Origin of the sequence: Micromonospora sp. NPDC005171 (assembly GCF_040608575.1) — a bacterium.
GTDB lineage: Bacteria > Actinomycetota > Actinomycetes > Mycobacteriales > Micromonosporaceae > Micromonospora.
The window spans coordinates 1-24420 of record NZ_JBEXIM010000013.1 but is presented as its reverse complement, the minus strand read 5'-3'; the positions used below and the strand labels follow the sequence as shown (position 1 = coordinate 24420).

14 protein-coding genes are annotated in these 24420 nt (G+C 68.3%); 6 read left to right on the top strand and 8 right to left on the bottom strand.

Going from position 1 to position 24420, the window contains the following annotated elements; translation table 11 throughout:
• Window positions 1-142: 142 nt before the first annotated feature.
• Entirely contained in the window at window positions 143-1123 is a 981-nt protein-coding gene (locus ABZU74_RS17945; RefSeq protein WP_355424706.1) for a hypothetical protein, read from the bottom strand.
• Window positions 1124-1560: 437 nt separating this feature from the next.
• Between ABZU74_RS17945 and ABZU74_RS17940 the strand changes: the two genes are divergently transcribed.
• Window positions 1561-2400, top strand: coding sequence for a hypothetical protein (locus ABZU74_RS17940; RefSeq protein ID WP_355424703.1), 840 nt, complete (start codon window positions 1561-1563; stop codon window positions 2398-2400).
• 67 nt (window positions 2401-2467) lie between these two features.
• Here the strand turns inward: ABZU74_RS17940 and ABZU74_RS17935 are convergent, their stop codons facing one another.
• Window positions 2468-3025 (bottom strand): DUF4240 domain-containing protein, encoded by a 558-nt coding sequence (locus tag ABZU74_RS17935; RefSeq protein ID WP_355424700.1) that lies wholly within the window; start codon window positions 3023-3025, stop codon window positions 2468-2470.
• 257 nt (window positions 3026-3282) lie between these two features.
• A complete protein-coding gene (locus tag ABZU74_RS17930; protein WP_355424697.1) occupies window positions 3283-3753 on the bottom strand; it encodes a GNAT family N-acetyltransferase in 471 nt (156 codons plus the stop codon).
• 917 nt (window positions 3754-4670) lie between these two features.
• On the opposite strand from ABZU74_RS17930, the gene ABZU74_RS17925 reads away from it, so the two are divergent.
• Window positions 4671-7412: an immunoglobulin-like domain-containing protein gene (locus ABZU74_RS17925; RefSeq protein WP_355424694.1), complete on the top strand. Its 2742-nt coding sequence runs from the start codon at window positions 4671-4673 to the stop codon at window positions 7410-7412.
• 92 nt (window positions 7413-7504) lie between these two features.
• Here ABZU74_RS17925 and ABZU74_RS17920 read toward each other — a convergent pair whose 3' ends face one another.
• Entirely contained in the window at window positions 7505-9181 is a 1677-nt protein-coding gene (locus tag ABZU74_RS17920) for a family 43 glycosylhydrolase (RefSeq protein WP_355424691.1), read from the bottom strand.
• A gap of 1008 nt (window positions 9182-10189) precedes the next feature.
• Between ABZU74_RS17920 and ABZU74_RS17915 the strand changes: the two genes are divergently transcribed.
• From ABZU74_RS17915 to ABZU74_RS17900, 4 genes are all read left to right on the top strand, one after another.
• A complete protein-coding gene (locus ABZU74_RS17915) occupies window positions 10190-12295 on the top strand; it encodes a PQQ-dependent sugar dehydrogenase (RefSeq protein WP_355424687.1) in 2106 nt (701 codons plus the stop codon).
• A 19-nt stretch (window positions 12296-12314) separates the two neighbouring features.
• Window positions 12315-13256 (top strand): sugar phosphate isomerase/epimerase, encoded by a 942-nt coding sequence (locus ABZU74_RS17910; protein WP_355424684.1) that lies wholly within the window; start codon window positions 12315-12317, stop codon window positions 13254-13256.
• 282 nt (window positions 13257-13538) lie between these two features.
• The gene (locus ABZU74_RS17905) at window positions 13539-16991 is read left to right on the top strand and encodes a ThuA domain-containing protein (protein WP_355424681.1); all 3453 of its coding nucleotides are present in this window, start codon (window positions 13539-13541) and stop codon (window positions 16989-16991) included.
• Between the two features lie 198 nt (window positions 16992-17189).
• Window positions 17190-18317, top strand: coding sequence for a sugar phosphate isomerase/epimerase (locus ABZU74_RS17900; RefSeq protein ID WP_355424679.1), 1128 nt, complete (start codon window positions 17190-17192; stop codon window positions 18315-18317).
• A 91-nt stretch (window positions 18318-18408) separates the two neighbouring features.
• Here ABZU74_RS17900 and ABZU74_RS17895 read toward each other — a convergent pair whose 3' ends face one another.
• The 4 genes from ABZU74_RS17895 to ABZU74_RS17880 form a co-directional block, all read right to left on the bottom strand.
• Window positions 18409-19287: an RNA polymerase sigma-70 factor gene (locus ABZU74_RS17895; protein ID WP_355424677.1), complete on the bottom strand. Its 879-nt coding sequence runs from the start codon at window positions 19285-19287 to the stop codon at window positions 18409-18411.
• Entirely contained in the window at window positions 19284-19874 is a 591-nt protein-coding gene (locus ABZU74_RS17890) for a carboxymuconolactone decarboxylase family protein (RefSeq protein WP_355424674.1), read from the bottom strand. Before ABZU74_RS17890 ends, ABZU74_RS17895 begins: the two co-directional genes overlap by 4 nt.
• Before the next feature lie 172 nt (window positions 19875-20046).
• The gene (locus ABZU74_RS17885) at window positions 20047-20976 is read right to left on the bottom strand and encodes a phosphotransferase (protein WP_355424671.1); all 930 of its coding nucleotides are present in this window, start codon (window positions 20974-20976) and stop codon (window positions 20047-20049) included.
• Window positions 20977-21211: 235 nt separating this feature from the next.
• Window positions 21212-24172 (bottom strand): family 16 glycoside hydrolase, encoded by a 2961-nt coding sequence (locus tag ABZU74_RS17880; protein WP_355424668.1) that lies wholly within the window; start codon window positions 24170-24172, stop codon window positions 21212-21214.
• Window positions 24173-24420 lie beyond the last annotated feature (248 nt).

Sequence of the window (24420 nt, the reverse complement as noted above, 5' to 3'; positions counted from 1 at the left end):
AGGTGCGCCACCGGGGATCGGGCGGGCCGTGGGAGCGTCGCTCCTTCCAGCCGTGAGGTGATCGGGTGCGAACACGGCCACTCAGGCCGGCCGCGCCCCGATCCCCGGGGCGCCGACACCGGCCGCCTCTCGGTCCGATGTCTTACCCACCAAGGGCCCGCTGTTGGGTGGCCAACACGACGCCCGGCGCGTCGCGGCGACCCAACAGCGACCCAACAGCCTGTTGCTGTTGGGTCGCACCCCCGGCAGCGACGCGGTGCGGGGCGGAGGTCGCGCGCTGCCGGGTCGCGGCGACCTGACGGTGAGTCGCAGGGTCCGTGGGAGTGACGCGCTGGTGAGTCGCGGCGGCCCGGTGCGGCGTCAAGGCAGCGCTGCGGCGCCGGCGAGGCCGCAGCGACACGAACGCAAGGTCACCCGCGCGAACCGCCTCCAGAAGCCGGCGTTCGGCCTTCAACCGCCACGACGAGGCCAGGCTGGCGGTGATACCGAGACGCGCCGCTGCCTGCGCGAGCGTGGCGTCCTCCAGGCGGGTCACGGCGATCAGGTTCGCCTCGTCAGCGTCGATGACCCCCGCCGCGACGGCCCTGGCCAACACCAGGTCCGGATGATCCCACGGCTGGACCGGCGCGATCGGCCCGGTCACACCGGTGTGGACGAGCTGCGCATCGGAATCGGCGTCGCGGGCCCTACGGGCGGCGCGCAGACCAGCGTCAAGGAGCCGACCGAGCACCCGCGACGGTTGCAGGTCGATGGTCGTGAGTCGTTCGATGAACCCGACCAGCAGCTCCGCGTCCAGGTCACGGGTGTCCCCGCGCCACCCCGACGCGAGGAGCCCTGCGATGTGCCGCAGGCCCGGTAGGGCAATACCGACCGCGGCCACGACCCAGGCCGGACCGTCCCGGCGGGCGCGGACAACCAGCTCACGCCACACCGCGTCGCGGACCTCGACACTCGTTCGCGGCTCCAGCAGCACCGCGCGGAGCCGTTGCAGCGGCAGGATCCCGTCCGGCAGGCCATCGAACCCGCGGGCATCGAACCCGAGAGGAGTGGGCGGCTGGACCAGCAGGGTGAACGCACGGCCGGCCGCGGACAGCGGCGACGACGGCCAGGACCGAGTAGACATGGCATCCCTCGCGAAGCGCTCGGGCGCCGCACCGTGACGGCGGCGCGAGACCCCTATCCGCGCACAGCTACCGAACAGTCCCCGAAACACCCGGGCGGGGGCGGGAGCCTGTTGCGCCTGCTCACAGGGCATCTCCTCCCCACGCCCACCACCAGGCCGAGGCCGGCGTTGGCACTGTGCCGCAGCCCAGCGGCCCAGCTCACCGTCCTGTTGTCTGCTGTTGGCCAGGGAAGATCCGCGAGCCGCGGACGACGACCCCACCGGGCCTCGGGAGGCGCCCAGGAGGTGACTCGGCGCATCCTCGGCGTCGGCCCAACAGGTCCGAACGCTGTTGGGTGCCGTTGGGTCACCGACCCCGTCACCGGATGCTCTGAGCCGGCCTGGCGGGGCCATTCGTAGACGCGAACACGACCAGTCAGCGCGGGAGCCACCCGCCCATGACTGCTTCCCCTGACCCCACCCCGAACGGCGCGACCCACCCGAACCCGGTGCACTGCGAGGCACGACAGCACACCGACGAGGCGATCCTCGTCGGTGGTGATGTCCCGATCGCCGTCTGGCGCCTCGATGACCGCAACGACTCCGCACCCGCCGCCCGCCCGGGCAACCGGCTTGCGTCGCGCCTGGCGCAGCGACTCATTCTCGTGTACACCCACCGCGGCGACACGATCGTCGACCTCGACAGCGACCCGCACCTGGAGCACGCCAGCTCCACCACGTCCCGCACCTACCTGCCCATCGCCGATCCCACCGCGGTCGCCGACCTCGAGGCGCCCACCGACCCGATCAGCCTCGTCGTCCTGCGATGGCCGCCACGGCACAACCTACGGACACCGGCCAGCGTCACCGACCTGTTCGCCGCCTGCCGGCTCGTCATGACCACCGACACCTGCGCCATCGCCGCCGTCAGCTCCGACGCGCCCGACCAGCCCGGCACCATGCACGCCGAACACCTGAGCGAACTCCTGCCCGCCGCCCGCGCCGCGGGCCTCACCCACGTCCTGCACATCGTCGCGGTCACCGGACCCGGCGGCCACGACGAGTTCCTCTACTACGCGACGCGGGCCGAGGCTGAGGCGGCACGGCGGGGCCAACCGACCGGCGACGTCGAATCGAGCTCCGGCGTCGACCTCCTGGTCTTCACCCACGGGCGCCGTCATGGCTGGACGGGTCCCGAGTCAGGCGTTGGGGGACCTGTCCTTGCGCGCGAGCCCTCTCAGCCGGACGCACCCCCACGACCCGACGTGGTGCACGCTCATGCCGATGAGCGCGTGTGAGACCCGAGGTAGTCGACCGTCTGCCTTCAGGTGTTTAAAAGTAGCCCGTTTGCTGCGTGTCCGAGGCTCAGCGCATGGATGGGAATAGCGCACTGAGCCGCGGGAGGCGCTGGCTCATCTCGGTCTCGTCGTCGAAGGCCCACCGGTCTCCGGTGGGCGCCGGGTCTTCCGGATAGTCGTGGTGGAGTGCCCGCAAGGCGTCGATGATGCCCTCGCTCTCACCGGTCGCTGTGTCATACGCCTGACGGCTGACATAGTTGAGGGCCTCCCACTCCGGCCAGTCATCGTCGGTCCACTGGTCCGCCCTCATAGTGGCCAGCCGGCGCACCTGCGGGACCTCGGCGAGCGCGTCGGGGTCGGCGGTGAGGCGGTCGAAGCTGTCCCGGCCGAGACCGACAAGCCACGGTAGGAAATACCAGAAGCCGTCGCCGGAGCACAGTCCGGACGTGATCCGATATGCGGCGGCCCACATCGTCCACGTCTCGGCCCGGCGACGCGCCGCGGTGAAGGCGACGTCGAACTCCACGATCTCGGCCGGCGTCCGGGCCGCGAGCCGACACTCGATCCACCCTGCCCGGTCCGCGTGCCCCGCAGAATCCTCGATCAAGGACCAGAAGTCACTCACGCCGGGACGATAGCTGTGGCCAAGAGGCAGCACCCCGGCGGGCTCAGCGAGCCTTGAAACCATCCCCAACCGGCGCTACTGCACCGCGTCGATCCATATCTCGGATCAACCGACATGGACCTCGTGGCAGTACGTCAATGGCTCGACCACCGAGACGACGCCGATCGACCGGCCGCGCACGGATCTGCCGCCGACCGTGCACGCTGGTGGCGTAATCGCAACTGCGTCTACGCGATCGAGAGCGGCCGCCGTTCTCGTCAGAGAAGTAGCTCGTAGCGGCTGACAAGCGTTCGGGTGCCGCCGCCGGAGCGCTGACCGGGAGCGCCGCCGACTTCGACGTCACCGCGGTGGTGAAAGCCGGCGGCCTCGTAGTAGGCGCGCAAGCCGGGATTGGTGGCCACGCAGTCGAGCCGTAGCACGGCGGCGTCGTGGGCGCGTGCCCGATCCGCGGCCCAGGCCAGGATGGCGCTGCCGGTACCAGCAGCCCACCTTTCCACCGCCATCCGGTGCAGGTAGCCGGCTCGACCCAAGCAGTCGCTCCATACGGGATCGGACCAGTCGAGCGTCACCGTGCCCGCGGTGCGACCGTTGGCACGTACCAGCCAGGTTTCCCCGCGCTCAACGGCCGGTGTTATCCATTCGGTGACAAACTGGTCCGGCCATTGCTGGATGCCGGCGGCGGTGAGCCAGGCCGCGGCGTGGTCGAGCACCGCCAGGACGTCCGCCACGTCCGCGGCCGTCGCACGAACGAACTGCAGATCCCCGTGGATTCGGCTCGTCATGCCACCAGTTTCTCAGCGCCATTCCGGTTCGCTTGTCCCGACCCCGGGCCACGCCAAGCGGAGGGCCGCTGCGACATCCGCTTCTGCCGCTGACAAGGCGCGGCGATCGTGGACGTGCTCCCCGAATGCCCGATGCGGCTGCGGGAGTCAGCGCTGGTACCAACGAAGGCACTGGGACGGCAGCTCATGATCGGTCGGCGGCAAGCCCGTTTAAGGGGAACAGGTTGGGAGGAGCGGGGTGCCCTAAACGGCCTTGAACTGCGTCCAACGGCACCGGACGGCGCTCAACTGCACCCAACCCTGTCTGCAGCTCCACGGTGCCGCAAGTCAGGGTCGGTGCGGCGTCCTGTTGCGCGAGGAGTGCTCCGCGGCTCTGCACCGGCGCGCTCTTCCGCCAGTACTGGAGCGCACCAGAGGCCAGCGGACGGTGACCAACCAGACGACCCCGTCCCGCATCACCACCTCGCACCGCATCATCATCTGAACCCCGACAGGCCGCCCGGCGGGGGCAAATCAAGCACGGGCTCCGTGGCCTCCGATTGCAACGCGCTGCGTTGACCCGACAGCACCCCGTAGTTAGCGTTAACACGTCTGGTCCACTTTAGAAACAACCGCACCCTGTCAAGGAGGATCAATTGAGACTGCGACAGCGAAGGCCACGTCTCGGGCTGACTCGGCAGGTTAGAGGTGTCGCGGTCCTGGCACTGGGTGCGCTTCTTTCGGTCTCATTCGCGGCGACGCCCGCGCACGCTGACGAGGATCGGCTCACCGACGGTCTGGTGCACCACTTCGCCCTCGACGAGACCAGTGGGACGACGTTGGTCAACTCGGGTAGCGCGGGCGCGACGGCGAACGCTACGCTCGTGAATCCCGAGAAGGCGGCCTTGACCGGCGAAGGGGTCAGGTTCAACCCCGACTCCTACGAGAGCGCCCTCGACGGTGCATACGTCGCGCTGCCGAACGACATGACCGCCGGCATGTCCAACCTCACCGTCGACTATGACGTGTGGGTCGACCCGGCGAACGTCGGCGAGCACCAGATGTGGAGTCTTGGCCGCAAGTCCGGCTCGTGCGACGTCGACACCGGCGCCCAAGGCTCCATCTTCGCGTCGAACACTCAACGGTTCCGCGTCGCGGTGGGTCCGGCGAACCTCCAACAGAACCGCGTCCGCATGCGCGAGGGAGCGTGGACCCATGTCACCTACACTCAGTCACTGAACTCGGACGGAACGAGCTGGACCGGCAGCCTCTACCTCGACGGCGTGCCGCACGCGACCTCGACGAACCTGACCACGGCGCCGTCGGTGAACGCTGCGGGGACCAACTGCAACTTCCTCGGTCGCTCGCAGACGTCGGTCCACTACTCGTTCCGCGGAACGATCCGGGACTTCCGCGTGTACGACCGGGCAGTGAGTCTCGACGAGACGCTCGCTCTGGCAAAGAAGACCGTCTCCGACGGCGTTCGCGCCGACGCCGCAGCCATCGACCTCGGCCGCACGAGTGCGGTCGTACGCGACCTCGTCCTGCCCAAGGTGGGCTCCGTGGCGGGCTCGGCCATCACCTGGACGAGTTCGGACCCGTCCGTCGTCGAGGTCAACACCCCGCCAGCCCTCGCCAGCGCACGCAAGGTCGCGGTGACCGGCAGAATCACCCGGCCCGCCCAGGGGCAGCCCAACGCGACAGCCACGCTCACGGCGACTGTCCGCAAGGGCGCTCAGGAGGTCACCACCCGGGAGATCCCCGTCGTGGTGAAGGCCGAGTTCGACGACGCGCAGGCGGCCGACCGGGACGCCTTCGACCTGACCCTGAAGGGCGCCGCCGACGTACGCGGAAACCTCGACCTCGCCACCAAGGGCGAGTTCGGAGCCACGATCACCTGGCGGTCGACCACCGGCCTCGTCACCCCGACGGGTGAGGTAACCCGCCCGGCCTTCGGCCATAAGGATGTTGCCGCCACCCTGACGGCGACCATCACCAAGGGTACGGCTTCGCGGAAGAAGTCGTTCCCGGTGACCATCACCGCCATGCCACGTTCCGAGGAGTACGAGCGGTACTTCATGGGGTACTTCAAGGGCGAGGGAATCGCCGACGGCGAGCAGATCATGTTCGCCACATCCAACGGGAACACCGCTCTGGACTGGACCGGTCTGACCGGAGGTCGACCGTCACTCATTTCCCAACTGGGCGACCAGGGGCTCCGTGACCCGCACATCGTCCGCTCCCCCGACGGCGACACGTTCTACATGATCGCCACCGACTTGAACTGGTACGACCAGGGCGGATACGCCATCAACGACACCCAGTACATCGAGGTGTTCGAATCACACGATCTGGTGAACTGGACCCCTCAGCGGCACGTGAAGGTCGCGCCCGACAACGCGGGCAACGCCTTCGCACCAGAGTCGCTGTGGGACGAGGAGCTCGGCGCCTACGTTGTGTTCTGGGCCCAGTCGCTGTGGAACGACCCCGTGAACCGCACCGGTCAGGGCAACGCGCAGATGTGGTATGCCACAACGCGAGACTTTCAGACGTTCTCCGCTCCCCAGGTCTGGCAGAACCCGGCCCCGCTGTCCCGGATCGACACGACCGCGATCCGGGTCGGTGACTACTACTACCGGGTGACCAAGAACGAGGCCGGCAACCAGGGCTCGGACATCTTCTCGGAGAAGCACACCGACTTCCTGGACAGCAACATCAACAACTGGACGATGGTCGCGCCGGCTCTGGGGCGCACGACATGGGTCGCCAACCAGGGGTACGAGGGACCGGTCATCTTCAAGGCCAACCCCGGTGACACCTCCTGCCCCGGCCAGTTCTACCTCTGGGGCGACCGGTACACCAACGGTGGGGGATACCAGGCCGCGTGCCACGAGAACATCGAGGCTCCGACCTGGAACGCCAAGGCGATCACGATGACCAACGCGGGTGTCGTCCGTCCGCGTCACGGCACCGTGATCCCGCTGACCGTCCGTGAGTGGAACGACATCCGCGGCATCCCGAACAGTGACGTCACGACCACCACCGCGGTGGCTGTCGAGCCGTACCCGAGCGGGGCCCAGACGAGCAGGGCCACCGTAACAGTCACGGCAGCTGACGGGTTCGAGACCGGCGGTCAGGTGCGGTTCAGCATCGGTTCGTGGTCGAAGCTCGCCCACCTGAGCGACGGCGCGGCCACCGTCACGCTGCCGACGGGTCTGCCCGCGGGTGCCCGGACGGTCAAGGCCGAGTACCTCGGCTTCGACTACCTGAAGGCGTCGGAAGGTACGGCGTCGTTCGAGGTGCCCTCCGGCCCGGCCGCCGTCAAGGTCCAGGCGAAAGCCGCGCCGGCGTCGGTTGTCCGCGGGGACACGTTCCGATTGAACGTGAGTGTTGGCCCGGCGGTCGGGCCCAAGCCGCACGCTCCGATTCCGACCGGCGAGGTTACCGTCACCTTCGGCGGCAAGGTGCAGGTCGTGCCACTGGCGAACGGTAAGGCCGTCATCGAACTGCAGACCGCCGATCTGCAGCCCGGGGCCCACCCGGTACACGTTGCCTACTCCGGCAACCCGACCTACCAGCCCCACGCCGCCAACTACCAGAAGTTGACGGTGCGGAAGCCTGCGTAGGCACCCCCAGGCGCGCTGAGGTGCGCCACACGAAGGGGCGGGCGAGATCCAATGATCTCGCCCGCCCCTTACTGCACTGCTCAGCAACCGGACTAGGGTGTGATCATGCCCTTCTCGACGACCAGATTGTAGTTCTCCCCGAACACGTTGAGTTCGTGAACTCCGACCTTGACGGTCTCGGTCGTACCCAGGACCTTCAGCCTGACCGCGTTCGTCAACACCCGGTCGAAAGTGACGTAGTCAGCCGTGTACGCGGTGGAGTTCGTACTCCTGTCGACCAGGGGCCGCCACGTGTTGGTGGGGATGTCCCTGTACTCCAGCGTGTACCGAACCGCGTTGTCCTTGGTGAACGTGCGCCCGAGTTCCTTCCACTGGATCTGCGCGGCGGAGATGTGGAAGACGGTCCCGAAGCCCCTGATGTACGTGGGCGCGGTATCGCTGTCAGCCGGCTCCCACCAGGTGGATAGGGATCGGTCTCCTCCGTAGTACGGGTTGCGCCCGGGCGCATAGCTGCTTGCCCAGTACGCCTGGCTGTTGGTGGCCACATTGTAGAGTCCGACGTCGTCCCTGCCCGAGATCTTCTTCCCAGGGGCCAGTTGCGGCGTGTTGGACAGCTCGCAATCGATTGTTCCCTGCTGCGGACCGGCGGGAATCACGTTGCAGATGTCCATTCCCAGTCGTCGCTCGAAGAACTCCTCGTACGCGATGACATAGGTGTAGAAGAACACCAGGTTGCCGGACTTGTCGAGTACGAAGCTGCCGTGCCCGGCGTTCGGGTATACCGCGCTTGGGTGGTTGTTTCCGTAGCCGATCGGGTTCTGCTGAGTGACTTCGAACCCGGAAAGCGGTTTGTCCGACGTCATCACGCCGGTCGCGTACGTGGTGAACTCCGTGCCACCGGACGCGACGGAGAGATAGTACGTGTCCCCCACCTTGAACAGCTGCGAACCCTCCACGTACCCGTGCGTGTAGGTCGCCTTGTTGTCACCGATGTGCTGCCACTCCTGGCGCGGGTCAAAAGTCCAGACCACGACCGGGTCGCTGATGAGCTGCCGAGGATTGTTCGGGTCGAGTTCGGCGCCCATGATCGGCGAGCCGATGTTGTACGTCAAGTACAGCCGGCCGTCCGTGTCGAGGAAGAACTGCACGTCGCCGACGCTCAGGGTCTGGCCGGTCGGGCGCAGGAAATTCCCCATGCTGGTCCACGGCCCGGTGGGCGAGTCAGCTTGGTAGACCGGTGTGTTGTTGCCGGCCATGTAGAACTTGTCGCCGAGCTGCACGACGGTTGGTGCGACTAGGCCCAGGTTCATCTGATGGGGCGTCCACGTAAGGTAGTCGGTAGTGGACCAGACAGTGCGGTTGTTGTTCGGTGCATTCTGCATAGCACCGGATGCGTAAAGATAGATGGTCCCGTCGACGTTCAGCGCGGACCAGTCCGCCCCGGTCCGGGCAGAGTTCTCCGAAATCCTGGTGAAACCGACGCCGGATCGGCTCGCGAGAGTCCGCCCGGACGCTGCCGTCCACGTCTCCAGGTTCAAGCTGGCCGGGATTTGCGATGTGTTTGCGACATTCGTGTCCGTAGGCGGCATCGTCCCTACGATGTTGCGCACGGCCATCCCGGGCAGATTGATCGGGTTCACATACGTCTGTGCCATGTCGACACCGGCCAGCGGCACCTTGGCGGACGGGGTTTGAGGTCCGACGCCCCGCGGCGCCGGCGGGGCGGGCTTCTCGGCCGAGGCCGACACGATCGGTGTCAGTTGACCCACCCCCACTCCTACCGCGAGAGCAAGACCAATAGCCGCTAAACTTCGGCGTCGATTGCCGGCAGTCCTCTCAATAACCACTAGGTCCCACCTTCCGTCTGGGCGGCATTAGCGCTAACAACGGGAGAAGTGCCGATTTTCGGGATAATCGCCTGGCGTGGTTAATTGCTGAGTGTGAGGCATCCTTCGAAGGTGATCACGAAGGGTGGAGAAAGCTTGGTCCGCTCGACCAATTGGGCTTCCAGCGCGCACGCCATCGGCTCGGTGTCGTCCAGCGGGGGTCAGCGACTGGGAGGCTGTTAGCGCTAACAATGTTGCGATGATGTTAACGCTGCTATCTGGATCGCGTCAAGAGCATCAATGTCACGTGACCGGGTTGATCATGGCTGTTGTGGTGGTTGCGGCTGGGGTGGTTGGAGAGTTGCGCCTGATGACGATCATCCTGGTTCTGCCTATGGCGGCGCCGACACTCGCGATGGCGCCGTCGAAGCGAGGGTGGGTTCGGTCAGGTGGGCGACGATGTTCCACCAGACGTGGAGGGACGCTCAGGGCCGGTCGGCGGTTCGCCGAAGTTCGAGTTCGAGGTTGGCGAAGGCCGAACCTCTGCCGCTCTTGAGGCGCTCACACATGGCAGTGCATGCCGACTCCATCGGCAACCGGGCACGACGAGCTACTTTCGTCCGTCTCGGACGAAAGTACGGTTGAATCGAAGGAAAGCCATGGACACGTCTACATGTCTTTTGTAGCGTCGGCCAGGTCGATGGTGTTTCGTCGCGGTAAACCGCGAGGTTGGCAGCCCTGGCTGTCGGCCGAAATCTGACCGCACCTGTCCCCTACCCCTGTCCTCCGCCCGTTCCCGACCACGCAGCCATGAGGCCGTCGGCAACCTGCTCGACGCCGCGGTGGCGGCGTGCGTCGCGAAGGGGCGACTCAGCCATGCCCGCACAGGTCCATCAAGGAGTTGTTGGCTTCCTCGACCTGCCCCGACCAGTCCCGAGCAAGGAGAGGCAGATGAATAGACGACTCGCGCTCGCAGTAGCGGGTCTGACGACCATCGCGCTCGTCGCTACGCCCACCGTCGCGACGGCCGCGCCGACCAGCCCGCCGCCCGAGAGCGACTTCCAGAAGGTGACCCTCAACGACAACCCGGGCGAGCCGATGGACCTCGCGGTGCTGCCCGACCGCCGGGTGCTGCACGTGACCCGCGCCGGTGAGGTCCGGCTGCACGACCCGGACACCGGCCGCAACACCATCGCCGCGACCCTGGACGTCTACCGGCACGACGAGGAGGGCCTGCAGAACGTCGCGATCGACCCGAACTTCGGCAAGGCCGGCAACAACTGGGTCTACCTGTACTACTCCCCGCCCATGAACACCCCGATCGACGACCCGTCGACGCCGAACGTCAACGAGGGCGACGCACCGGCCTGGGGCACCGCCGCGGACTTCGCGAAGTTCAAGGGCGCCCTGCGGCTGTCCCGGTTCCGGCTGGTCAAGGACAAGCTGGACCTCACCACCGAGCAGCAGATCCTCGACGTACCGGTCGACCGGGGCATCTGCTGCCACGTCGGCGGCGACATCGGCTTCGACGCCGAGGGCAATCTGTACCTGTCCACCGGCGACGACACCAACCCCTTTGAGTCCGGTGGCTACGCGCCGCTGCACGAGCGCCTGGGCCGAAACCCGGCATACGACGCGCAGCGCACCTCGGCCAACACCAACGACCTGCGCGGCAAGATCCTGCGCATCAAGGTCGGCGCCAACGGCGGGTACCGCATCCCGGACGGGAACCTGTTCCCGCAGGGCACGGCCGGCACCCGTCCGGAGATCTACCTGATGGGTCTGCGCAACCCGTTCCGGATCGAGCTGAACCGCGAGACCGGCGACCTGTACGTCGCCGACTACTCGCCGGACGCCCGCCAGGCGGACCCGCTGCGCGGGCCGGCCGGGCACGGCAAGTGGCTCGCCGCCCGCGAGGCCGGCAACTACGGGTGGCCCTACTGCGCCACCGCGGCGCTGCCGTACACCGACTACGACTTCGCGACGGGCGTGTCCGGGGCGCCGTTCAACTGCTCCGCGCCGGTCAACGAGTCGCCGCACAACACCGGCCTGCGGGAACTGCCGCCGGTGGCGCAGCCGCAGGTGTGGTACACCTACGGCCAGTCGGCGCAGTTCCCCGAGCTGGGCACCGGCGGCATCGGCCCGATGGCCGGGCCGGCGTACCAGTTCAGCCCGCCGGGGACGCAGGGACACGCGCCGGTGGCGTGGCCGGCCTACTACGACGGCGTCCCGCTCCTGGCCGAGTGGACCCGCGACTACGTGAAGGGCCTGCGGCTGGACGCCGGCGGCGACCTGACCGAAATCGAGCCGGTGCTGCCGTCGATCACGTTCGACAACCCGATGGACCTGGAGTTCGGTCCGGACGGGGCGCTCTACGTGCTGGAGTACGGCGACGGCTACTTCAGTGAGAACCCGGACGCGCAGCTGGCCCGGATCGACTACACGGGCTGGACGGGCAACCACACTCCGGCGCCGCAGGTCTCGGCCACGCCCACCGCCGGGCTCGCGCCGCTGACCGTCACGTTCTCCAGCGACGGCACCACGGACTCCGACGGCGACCGGCTGAAGTATGCGTGGGACTTCGACAACGACGGCAAGGTCGACTCGCGCGCGGCGAACCCGACGTTCACGTACCGGGACAACGGGCTCTACAACGCCAGCCTGCGGGTGACCGACCCGGGTGGGCTCTCGGCCGCCGCGTCGGTGCGGGTAGTGGTCGGTAACGCCCCGCCGGTGGTGGAGCTCGCCAAGCCGGTCGCGGGCCAGCCCTTCGCCTTCGGCGACACCGTGCAGTTCGAGGTACGGGTGACCGACGACCAGCCGGTGGACTGCTCCCGGGTCAGCGTCACGTACATCCTCGGCCACGACACCCACGGGCACCCGCAAACCACCGCGAACGGCTGCACCGGCTCGATCCTGACGACGGTGCCGTCCGGTCACGACCCGGAGACCGATCACCTGACCGGGGTGTTCGTCGCGTCCTACACCGACCCCGGCGGTGACGGCCTGCCGTCCCTGACCGACACCGACGAGGTCGTCCTCGTCCCCAGCGCATAACGTTCGAGAAGGAGAGACCATGTGTTACGGACATGACGGGATGGCCGCGCTGCGGCGCTCCGTCGACCGGCGCAGCCTGCTGCGCGGCACGCTGGCCGCCGTCGGCGTCGGGCTCGCCTCGTCCGGCCTCGGCGCGACGGCCGCGTCGGCCACCGCCCACCGGACCGGACGGCACCACGTACCCCCGGGTCTGATCAGCATCCAGCTGTGGACCGTGCGCGACGCCCTGTGGGGTGCGCCCGGCTACGACGCCACCCTCACCCACCTGGCCCGAATCGGATATCCGCGCGTGGAGCTGGCGCTCGGCTACTTCGATCGGACCGCCGCCCAGCTGCGCCAGTTCCTGGACGGCATCGGCATCAGGGCCAGCTCCAGCCACGACGGGATCAGCGGTACTGCCGCAGAGCTGGAGCAGAAGGTCCAGAACGCGGTCACCCTGGGCCAGCAGTTCATGGTGGTGCCGTACCTGTACTCCGAAAGCACGGACGACTGGAAACGCTGGGCGGAGCAGATGAACGTCGAGGCCGCTGCGGCGCGGGCAGCCGGCCTGCGCTACGGCTACCACAACCACGCCCACGAGTTCACCATCGACCTCGGCGGCGGCAAGCGGCCATGGGATGTGCTGACCGCCGAACTCGACCCGACACTCGTGCACCTGGAGGTCGACCTCTACTGGGCGGTCACCGGCGGCATCAACTCCGGCGACGGCGTCGCGGACCCCGAGGGCTTCACCCTCGACGTCATCCGCTCCGCGCCGCAGCGCGTCCTGCAATACCACGTCAAGGACCGGGACGCCACCACCGGCGACATGGCCGACCTCGGTGCCGGGACCGTGGACTTCGCCCGGATCTTCCGCGAGCACTCGGTCCTGGAATACATCGTCGAGAACGACACGCCCGACGTGACACCGCAGCAGACGGCCGAGATCGGCTACCGCTACCTGCGCAAGCTGCGGTTCTGAGGAACCGCCGACGGGAGTGCTGACGGGCACCAGGGCTGGCGGCCGGAAATCTCGGCTCTGGTGCCCGACCAGCATTTATAACTGATATCGAAACTGACCGCGACAACCACTCACTCTTGGCGAGGAGAGTGGTTATCGGCATGCCATGAAACGGCAGCAAGAAATGCGCCAACGCCGACTGCGGGCGCCGTCGAAATATTGACCCATCGAAATTGACCTCGTAGGGTTCAAGGCACGAGGAAAGCGCTTTCTCACCACCGACCCTCGCCAAGGAGCGCGTGTATGAGACGCCAACGCACGCTACTGTTCGCCCTGCTCGCGGCCGTCACACTCCTGTTGCCGAGCACCGCGGCGACCGCCGCCGAATCCGCGACCGACGCCAATGTCCGGGTGCTGGTCTTCTCCAAGGTCACGAACTTCTACCACGACTCCATCCCCGCCGGCGTCGCCGCCATCCGGCAGCTCGGCGACCAACAGGGTTTCGCTGTCGAGGCGACCGCCGACGCGGGCGCGTTCACCGATGCCAACCTCGCCCGCTTCGACGCTCTCGTGTTCAACAACACCAATTCCACCCCGGCGTCCGGCGACCTCCTCGACGCCGACCAGCGGGCCGCGCTGCAGCGGTTCATCCGTAACGGTGGCGGCTGGGTCGGCCTGCACGCCGCGTCGGCGAGCGAGCGGAACTGGTCCTGGTACGAGGGGCTGGTCGGGACCATCTTCGACCAGCACCCGGACTTCTCCGCCACGGGCGGCACCTTCCCGGGCCGGATCAAGGTCCTCGACCGCGCGCACCCGTCCACGAAGGACCTGCCGGAGCTCTGGGAGCGCAGCGAGGAGTGGTACAACTGGCGGACCAACCCCACCGGCAAGGTCCACACGCTCGCCCAGATCAAGGTGCGCGACGGCATTCCCGGGCTCGACGAGGGCACCGACCATGCCTACTCGTGGTGCCAGAACTACGACGGCGGGCGCTCCTGGTTCACCGCTGGCGGGCACAGCTCCTCGTCGTTCCAGGAGCCGGCGTTCCTCGCGCACCTGCTGGGCGGCATCAAGTGGGCCGCTGGCGCCGCCCCCGGTGACTGCGGCGCCACCAGAACCACCAACTTCGAGCGGATCCCCCTGGTCAACCAGGACCTCTCCGACCCGTTCGAACTGGCGGTGGCGCCCGACCGCCGGGTCTTCTACATCGAGCGCACCGGCGCGCTGAAGGTCATCAACCAGGACACCCTCACGGTCACCACCCTGCTGGACTTCGCCTACACGCCGGCGCAGACCAATCAGTCCGACGGCCTGCTCGGCATGACCCTGGACCGACACTTCGCCGACAACAACTGGCTCTATCTGCTCTGGTCCGACCGGGTGGAGAAGCAGCTGAACCTGTCCCGCTTCACCGTCGACGGCGACAGCGTCAGCCTCGCCTCGGAAAAGCGCCTGGTCACGATCCCGACCTGGCGCGGTGAGGCGCGCGCCAACTCGCACATGGGTGGCTCGGTGACGATGGACCAGCAGGGCAACCTGTACGCCGCGATCGGTGACAACACCGACCCCTTCGAGTCCAGCGGCTTCACCCCGATCGACGAGCGGACCGGCCGGCGCGCGTACGACGCCCAGGGCACGGCCGGCAACACCAACGACCTGCGCGGCAAGATCCTGCGGATCAAGCCCCTGCCCAACGGCAAGTACGCCATTCCCGACGGCAACCTGTTCGCCCCGGGCACGGCCCGTACCAAGCCCGAGATCTATGCGATGGGTATGCGCAACCCGTTCCGCATCACCGTCGACTCCAAGAGCCACGCGCTGCTCGTCGCCGACTACGGCCCGGACGCCCGGTCCGCCAACCCGGCCCGCGGGCCGGAGGGCACGGTCGAGTTCAACCGGATCACCAGCGCCGGCAACTACGGCTGGCCCTACTGCATCGGCGACAACATCCCGTTCAACGACTACGACTTCGCCACCGGCACCTCGGGGCCGACGTTCGACTGCGCCGCGCCGGTCAACGACTCCCCCAACAACACCGGCCTGACCAACCTCCCGGCAACCCGGCCGGCCCTGGTCTCGTACGCCTACTCGGCCTCCCCGCAGTTCCCGGAGCTGGGCACGGGCGGCGGCGGCCCCATGAGCGGACCCGTCTACGACTACGACCCGTCCAACAAGCGGCTGACCAAGTTCCCCCAGTACTACGAGGGCAAGTGGATCGTCTACGAGCTGACCCGCAGGTGGTTCAAGACGCTGTCGATCCACGACACCGCCCAGACCTTCAGCGATCCCCGCTTCGGCCCCACCAACGCCGGTGACCTGCAGTCCATCAACGGGATCCTCGGCGACATGTCGTGGATCCAACCGTTCGAGGCGGAGTTCGGGCCGGACGGCTCCCTCTACGTCATCGACTTCGGCGAGGGCAGCGGCAGCGGTCGCGGCGGCAGCAACGAGGGCGCCGGCATCTACCGCATCGACTACGTCGCCAACAGCCGGCCGCCGGTGGCCAAGCTGGCCGTCGACAAGGACAGCGGCCCGGCGCCACTGACCGTCGCCTTCTCCAGCGCCAGCTCCAGCGGGCCGGACGGCACCGCGATCCAATACGCCTGGGACTTCGACGGCAACGGCAGCGTCGACTCCACCGCCGCCAACCCCAGCCACACCTACAGCACACCGGGGCGCTTCACCGCCCGGCTCACCGTCACCGCCACCAACGGGCAGACCGGCGTCGCCGTACAGGAGATCACGGCCGGCAACACGCGCCCGACGGTGATCCTCAGCGTCCCCGACGGGGCCTTCTTCGACTTCGGTGACCACATCCCGTACACGGTGACGGTCACCGACCCGGAGGAGAGCACCATCGACTGCGCCAAGGTGGTCGTGCAGACCCAGCTCGGCCACGACTCACACGCCCACCCGCTGGACAACTACGTCGGCTGCACCGGGGTGGCAATGACCGAGAGCAACGGCGGCGACGGGCACGGCCCGGGACAGAACCTCTACACGCTGCTCTCCGCCCAGTACACCGACGGCGGGGCGAACGGGGCACCGACACTGGTCGGCTCGACCCGGTCCGAGCTGCAGACCAAGAGCAAGGAGGCCGAGCACTTCGACGGCCAGAGCGGCATCCAGGTCCTCGACCGGGCGACAGCGAGCGCCGGCAAGCGCATCGGCGACATCGACAACGGCGAGTGGATCAATTTCGGCCCGGTCAACCTCCGCAACATCGACTCGGTCTCCTTCGGAGTCGCCTCGGGCAGCAGCGGCGGCGACATCGAGATCAGGGCCGACTCCCCCACCGGCCAGCTCCTCGGCCGGGCCACCATCGGCGGCACCGGCGGCTGGGACAACGTCGTCTCGCCCACCGTCGAGCTGACCGACCCGGGCCGCACGACCACCCTCCACCTCGTCTTCCTCAACCCGAACCAGACCGGTGGCACCCCCGACCTGATGGCGCTGGACTGGCTGCGTTTCAACGGCGCCGGGGTACGCGAACAGACCGACGCCACCGTTTCGGCCTCGGCCACACCCACCACCGGCACCGCGCCGCTGGCGGTCGCGTTCACCGGGACAGCCTCGCCGGCGGCTGGGCGCACCATCACGGATCACACGTGGGACTTCGGCGACAACTCAGCCGTCGTGCACGGGGCGTCGGCCAGTCACACGTACGCCCGCCGAGGCACGTACACGGCACGACTGACCGTCACCGACAGCGTCGGGGCGACGACGTCCTCGATCGTGGTCGTGACGGTGAGCTGAGCGTCACGGGTGGCGGGGCGGAACGCCGCCCCGCCACCGGTGACCCGGCGCGGCCCCGACAGCCTCCAGCAACCGCCATCCGTGGCGCCGCACTCGGTGGTCTGACCACCTGCCCCTCCGACTTCCGGGAGACAATCGATGAAATCCAGCTCTGCCCGCCCGTCCCACCCTCGACCGCGAGCCCGTCACCTCGCCGTGTTGCTCGCAGCGACACTCCTGCCGCTCACCGCGACTCCGGCGTCGGCCGTCGAACCCGACACGTCCGCCGCGGAACAAGTCGCCGCCGACCTCTGCCCGTGGGGCTACACCACCTCGTCCACGGTCTTCTTCGGCCGTGCCGGCGCCGACTCAGGCGTACCCAACCGCGACCTCGGCAACGGGTGCACCATCCTGGACACCGTCTGGGCGAAGGCCCCGTTCGCCGACCACGGCAGCTTCGTGAGCACGGTCAGCGGCCTGACCAACACGCTCCGGCAAGACAACGTCATCACACCGCAGGAGAGCGCGCGCATCGTACGAGCGGCAGCCCGCTCCGAGATCGGCACACCGCGGCCGGCATCGGGGACCCGCGCGCTACCCGACGACCGCATCGGCCTCGTCCTCTACACGGTTCGGGCCACCATGCCGAACGCACCCGAAGCCACCCTCGGCGCGCTCGCCGCCTGCGGCTACCGCAACGCGGAACCCTCGGGCGCGGTCAACAACTTCTACGGCAGGACGGCCACCGCGCTCGCGCCCCTGGTGGCCGACGCCGGACTGTCCGTTCCCTCCATCGGGATCGGCCTCGGCGACCTCCAGAACAACCTCGACGGCGTCATCGCCAACGCCAAGGCGTTCGGCGCGAAGTACGTCCGCATCTCCGGATCGGGCTCCTGGACCCTCGCCGACTACTCCAGGCTGGCCGTGACCCTCAACACCGTCGGCGCCACACTCAAGCAGGCCGGCATCACCGTCGCGTACCACAACCACGGCTTCGAGTTCACCGCCCAGAACGGCGTACGCGGCTACGACGTGCTGGTCCGCGAGACCGACCCGAACCTGGTGGCGATGGAGCTCGACCTCTACTGGGCGGCCAGCGTCGGCGTCGACCCGGTGGAGCTGATCAAGCAGTACCCGGGCCGGTTCTCGCTGTTCCACGTCAAGGACATGGCCGCCGACGGCTCCTTCGCCGACGTGGGCGAGGGCACCATCGACTTCGCCCGCATCTTCGCCTACAGCCAGATGAGCGGCGTCGGCCACTACCTGACCGAGAACGACAGCCCCCGCCCGGACGGCGTCTCGTCCGCCTGCGACAGCTACGCAAACCTCCGCGCCCTGCGCTACTGACAACTCCCACAGATTCGCCCGCTCCGGCCGACCCCGCGCGTCGGCCGGAGCGGGCGATCGTCTGCCGAGCGCCGCCGTCGGTAGCCTCGACTCACCGTCGAAGCTCGGCCACCACGCCCAGCCGCTCGAGCTTCTGCGGGTTGCGGATCGCGTAGATCTGGGTGATCCGGCCATCCTCGATGACGAACGACACGGCTGTGTCGTTCTCGCCGCCGGGGTCGATGCGCGCCGCGATGCCGCCGTTGATGTCGACGATGAAAGCCCTGACGCCGGGCGCGACCTCGGCGAAGCGGGCCATCACGGGGGCGAGCTTCGCGGCCCCGCGGACCGGCTTCGGGATGGTCGGGGCCAGGCCGCCACCGTCGCCCACCACGAGCACGTCGGGAGCCAGCACCTTGAGCAGTCCGGGCACGTCGCCGGTGGTCAGGGCGGCGAGGAACCGCTCGACCACCTGCTCCTGCTCGGTGCGGCTCACCGACATCCGCGGCCGGCGCGCCGCCACGTGCTTGCGGGCCCGCGTCGCGATCTGGCGCACCGCCGCCGGCGACTTGTCCAGGGCCTCGGCGATCTCGTCGTACGGCACGTCGAAGACCTCGCGGAGCACGAAGACCGCGCGCTCCGTCGGTAGCAGCATCTCGAGTACCGCCAGCATGGCCATAGACCCTCTCTCCGCAAGCTCGACGTCCTCGGCGACATCCGGGCTTGTCAGCACGGGCTCGGGCACCCACTCGCCCACGTACTCCTCGCGCTGCCGCGCGAGCGTGCGCAGCCGGTTGAGGCAGAGCCGGGTCACGATCCGCACAAGGTACGCCCGGGAGTCCCGGACCTCGCAGCGCTCGGCGTCGACCAATGCTGCCCACCGCAGCCAGGTCTCCTGCACCACGTCCTCGGCGTCGGCGACCGAGCCGAGCATCTCGTAGGCGACGGTGAACAGCAGGCTGCGGTGGGCGACGAAGGGGTCCTCGCTCATGACGCGGACGCTACTCCCGGTCGCTCCGCCAGCGGCTTCAAGCCGCACGTGGCGGCGAAGCCGTCGGACTCGATGCCGAGCGCCACGTTGCCACGTGTGCTCATGTTCGCGAATGCGATCACCGAGGTGAGCTCGACCACGGCGGGAGGTCCCAGCTCGGCGTGCAGCCGGTCCACCAGCTCGTCGGTCACGGTCGGCGGTGTCTGGCTCATCGCCTCGGCGTACTCCAGGACGTCCCGCTCCAGCGGAGTGAAGACGTCCGCCTCCCGCCACCGCGGGATCTCACGCGCCTTCTCCACGTCGAGCCCCTTGTTGCGGGTCTCGAAATAGTTGAAGTCCAGGCACCACGTGCAGCCGACCAGCGACGCGACCGCCATGTGGGCGAACGACTTCAGGCCCTCGTCGCAGGCGTCCCACTTCTGCAGCTTGCCACCGAAGCCGGAGCTGGCGAACAGCACCTTGGGGTTGTGCCAGTAGACGCCCACCGCCGTCGGCACCTTGCCCAGTTTCTTCTCGATCATCCGCTTGATCAGCGCTCCCTTGACGCCGGTGATCTCGGCCGGGGGGATGCGGGTCGTGTGCTCCATGTCTCCTCCTGTGCCGACCGGTTGGTAGGTCGTCATGCCATGGAGACACCGGCCGGGCCGCGGATGTGACATCGAGCGGGAGAAACGACTGGTCTGTTCGTCGTAGTCGGCGCTCCTTCATGGATGACACGGAAGGGTGCCAGATGAGTGCGTTCACACTCACCGAACTCGGTCAGACTCTGGGAGGGGAATCGTCCTCGCTCGGGGTGGCCCAGGCATCGACGATGCGGTCCAGGGTGCGCCTGCCCCACCGGCTCATCGTCGGGTTGGAGTCGAGGTAGTACCAGACCAGCCCCATCGCCTGCTGGAACGCCCAGGCCATCCCGCGCCGCCATTGGACGTCGCCGCATCCGAGCTCCCGGCGGAGGATGCCGCGCTGGGTCTCGTCGAGGAGGTGCCAGGCCGCCACGAGGTCGAGCGCCGGGTCCGCCGGACCGAAGCCGCCGCCGTCCAGGACGCCGACGAGACGGCCGTCGTCGACGAGGACGTTGGGCGGGATGAGGTCGCGGTGGCACATCGCATCCTCGTCGACCTCGGGCAGCGTCCGAAGCTCCGCCCAGATCCGCCGAAGGAGGGGTACGTCGAGCAGGTCCTCGCTCTGCCGGAAGCATGTCTCGAGCCACTCGTCGTGGTCCGGGAGGTGCCCGCCGCGACCGACGCCGTCGAAGCGTCGCTCACGGGTGTCGTCGGCCCGCATCCCGGCGATGAGCTCGGCCAGGTCATGGGCGAACGCGTTCGACCCTGCGGCGTCCTCGACCGTCGCGTCGTGCCCGGACAGCCAGGTCTGGACGCTCCACGGCAGAGGATAACCCGCGCCCGGCTCCCCGATCGCCACCGGCTCCGGGGTGGGCACGGAGGCGGCGTCGGCCAGTTCACGCGCGGCCTCGGCCTCGGCCGCCAGCGACGCGCGGGCCTGCGCCGGGTCGTGACCGACCAGCGGAAAGCGAGCGGCCAGGTCGTCGCCGATCCGGAAGATCGCGTTCACGGTCCCGGGCGTGCGCAGCTCGGTGACCGGCAGTCCGCGCCATTGAGGGAACTGCACCTCGACCAGCCGGCGGACGGTTTGCACGTCTACGTGGAGCTGGTCGGCGTGCATCGTCATGCCGCCATCCTCCCGTCGGCGACCGCGGGTGTCCTCCGAGTTTCGCGCGGCAGGATCCGACCGCTGGGACGTGACGACAGGTCCACACCTGGACCACCTCGGCAGTAGCCCTCGCTGGTGAGGACGGCGCTCAAGTCGGCACCTTCGTGCCCTGCTCAGTGGGGCAGAGGCTGTACTGCGGACGGCCGGGCCGGCGAACCGGTACCGGCCGTCCGCATTCTGACCGCTGGCGAAACTACCGGTCCAGCGGCTCGATCCAGATGTTGCGGTACTGGACCGGATTGCCGTGATCCTGCAGTCGGATGGCACCCGTCGCCGGGCCCTCGGGCCGGCTGCCGCCAGTCGGGCCGAGGATCTCGACGTCGTCGTGCACCCTGACGCCGTTCCACACCACGGTGACGCGAGGGTTGGTGACCTTCTGCCCAGATGCGTCGTAGCGGGCCTGCCGATAGACGATGTCGTACGTTTGCCAGCTCTGCGGCGGCAGCGCCGCGTTCACGTCGGGGGCCTTCTGGGTGTAGATGGCCGCGGCATCGTTCTTCTGCGGCAGGTCGATGCCGAAGGAGTCCAACACCTGGATCTCGTAGCGGTCCTGCAGATACACCCCACTGTTGGCGCGCGCCTGGCCGGTCACGTCCGGCGGATACAGCGGCAGGTTGAACTCCACGTGCAGCCGGAAGTCACCGAAGGCCTCCACCGTGCGCAGGTCCCCGTTACGCACCGTCATGGCGCCGTCGGCGACGGACCACGAGGGTTCGCGCCCGTCGGTGTGCTGCCACTCGGTGAGCTCGCCGCCATTGAACAGCGTGATGCGTTTGCCGTGCGGCCGGACGGCGAGCACGTCCAGGTTCACATGCCCGGAGTCCGCTGCCTCCTTGCGGTATTCGACCACGTTGCGACCCTTGTTCAAGTGCGCGTTGGTCGTGACGGTGCCCCACTCGTCCCAGGTCACGGTGGAGGGGAAGACCGTTTGCTCGACCCGTTCTCCGTTGACGTAGAGGCTCAGCTGCTTCTCGCCGGAGTACGGATTAGGGCCGTTGCTGTAGCGCAGCGCCAGGTCGTACGTCCCGGCCTCGCGGACATCGACGGAGATCGTGGCCGACGAGCCGTCCTGGGCGAACCCGGCGGCGAAGCCAGCACCGGAGTAGGCGGCGTGGTCGGTCGCCATGCCGACGCCGGCCGTACGGCCCTCCTCGGCCTCGAAGAAGGTTTGCGGCTGCACCACCCGGCCCGGAATCTCGTTGAGCGTGTACCAGGCCTCGGTGTTCCACAGCTCCTCGCCGTCGGCGGACGAGAACGGACGCGGGGAGCGTACGTGCACCACGCGGTTCTCCTTCAGGCCCGGGATCTTGAGCTTGACGGTGCGGCCGTCGGTCGACAGCTCGGCCTTGGCCACCTCGAGCGTCTCCAGCTCGAGCTTCGGACCGCCGTACTGGCTCGTCGCGCCGTAGCGCCACTGCGTCACCTGGTACGCGTCGGCGAGTTCCTGCGCGGTCTCGGCCGACAGCGGCTCGGTGTACTCCAGCTCGAAACCGACACGCGACGCGCGCATCTGCTTGACCTCGAAGACCGAGGTGCCGTTGGGCGTGAGCTTCTGCAGGCCGTAGGAGAGCTTGCCCTCCTGGCCCCAGTTGCCGCCGGCACCCAGGCCACCGGTGTAGAGCGCGCCGTCGGGGCCGAGGGTGACCTCGTTGACGCCGGCCTCCAGGCCCTGCGTGTGCCGGAACACCGCACCCTGGTACTGCCCCTCGATCTTTTCGAGGAACACGCGTTGCAGGCCGCCGTAGGTTACGTCGCCGACGACCAGTTGTCCCGCGTACGGGCCCTGCTTCAGCAGCACCGGAGTCGACGGCGAGTTGCCGATCTCGTTCTGTGGGATCCAGACGATGGGACGCGTCACGGCCTTGTCGTCGAACGGACCCGCGGGCGTCGTGTAGTGGTTGTAAAACGCCCCCTGCTGGATCTGGACCAGCTTGGACGCGGGCAGCCAGCCGCCCTGGTTGTCGGTGACGAAGACCTCCCCGCGGGGGCCCCACCCGATCCCGTTGGGGGTGCGCAGTCCTCCTGCGACATAGGCGATTTCGCCGGTCTTGGCGTCCACCTTGATCGAGGTTCCGCGGTTCGGCGCCGGCTGGGGCACGGTGGTGGCGCCACCCAGGTCGATGGCGACCGACAGGTTGAGGTAGAAGTACCCGTCCCGGTAGAGCAGGCCGAACGCGAACTCATGGAAGTTACCGCCCCATGGCCAGGTGGCCACCGTGCGGCGGTCGTCGGCGAGGCCGTCGCCGTCGGTGTCGCGCAGGGCGGTCAGCTCGTGCTTCTGGCTGACGTAGACGGTGCCGTCGACAACCGCGACGCCCTGGGGCTCCCGTAGCCCGTCCGCGAACTTACGGTAGGTCACCTGTTCGGGGCTGGTCTGGCCGGTGACGCCCTCGACAACGTAGATCTCGCCGGTCGCGTTGTCGGTGCCGCCCCAGGTAGACATCATCAGGGCGCCGTCGGGCCGGAACGCCATACCGGTGACCTGCGGCTGGAGCCCTTCGGGGCGCAGGTCGGTGAGGGTGTAGCCCGGGTGCACCCGGTCGAGCGGCAGGCCGTCGCCGGCCGAGTCGGTCGCCCCCTCGCAGTACTTCCATCCCGGGGCGGTGACGCGTACGACGTCGGCGTCGGTGCTCAACGCGGAGTTCGGTACCAGCTCGAAGTTGGTCGCACCCGGGCGGCGCCATTCGAGCCGCAGGACCTGGCCGCCGCCGTTATCGAAGAACTCGATGCGCAATGGGTGCAGGCCGGCGCTGAGGGTGGTCGACCCTTCCTCGGAGGTTTCGCCGTGCAGCCCGTCGTGGTCGACGACACGCTGATCGCCGATCGTCAGCCGTGACCCGTCGTCGCTGGTGAGCCGGAAGGTGTACTCGCCGTCGACGGGCGCGGCGAGGTTGGCGATGACGTGGCTGATGAACCGGTCGGAGAGGCCGAACTCGTCGGTGGTGGTCCAGTTGATCTGCGGCATGAGCTTGTCGACGTTCGGTGTCTGTGCCGGTTTGAGATTGCACAGCGCCGACAGCGGAGCTCCCATGTCGTAGGAGCGCAGGGTGACGCCGGGTTCCTGCGGCGGGACGTCGGCGGTGATGGGTGCGGCCCCGGCTGGGGTGATGGGGACCGCGGCGAGCAGCGCCGTCAGAGCGGCACCTGCGGCCACGAGACTCACGCGACGGCGCCGGCGCCATCGGTTCGGTGCGGGCATGGTTCCTCCCGGTGGTGGGTGAGTCCTGGCCGAGGTAGGAGGCTTTCCCCACCCTGGCCGGCCAGTACGGTCTCGGAACACAAAAGATCGATCGCAGACGCTATCACTGAGCCATTTTCATCGTGACGGTGCAGGTCACGGGCGGTGCGGGAGGCCGCTGTCCATGTAGGACGAGGCTCCCGGTAAGACAGCAATCGACCAAG

What these genes read in the sequence shown, in the direction of transcription:
- ABZU74_RS17945 (WP_355424706.1), bottom strand. Translation starts at nt 1,123, where the DNA reads ATGTCTACTCGGTCCTGGCCGTCGTCGCCGCTGTCCGCGGCCGGCCGT.
- ABZU74_RS17940 (WP_355424703.1), top strand. Translation starts at nt 1,561, where the DNA reads ATGACTGCTTCCCCTGACCCCACCCCGAACGGCGCGACCCACCCGAAC.
- ABZU74_RS17915 (WP_355424687.1), top strand. Translation starts at nt 10,190, where the DNA reads ATGAATAGACGACTCGCGCTCGCAGTAGCGGGTCTGACGACCATCGCG.
- ABZU74_RS17910 (WP_355424684.1), top strand. Translation starts at nt 12,315, where the DNA reads ATGTGTTACGGACATGACGGGATGGCCGCGCTGCGGCGCTCCGTCGAC.
- ABZU74_RS17905 (WP_355424681.1), top strand. Translation starts at nt 13,539, where the DNA reads ATGAGACGCCAACGCACGCTACTGTTCGCCCTGCTCGCGGCCGTCACA.
- ABZU74_RS17895 (WP_355424677.1), bottom strand. Translation starts at nt 19,287, where the DNA reads ATGAGCGAGGACCCCTTCGTCGCCCACCGCAGCCTGCTGTTCACCGTC.
- ABZU74_RS17890 (WP_355424674.1), bottom strand. Translation starts at nt 19,874, where the DNA reads ATGGAGCACACGACCCGCATCCCCCCGGCCGAGATCACCGGCGTCAAG.
- ABZU74_RS17885 (WP_355424671.1), bottom strand. Translation starts at nt 20,976, where the DNA reads ATGACGATGCACGCCGACCAGCTCCACGTAGACGTGCAAACCGTCCGC.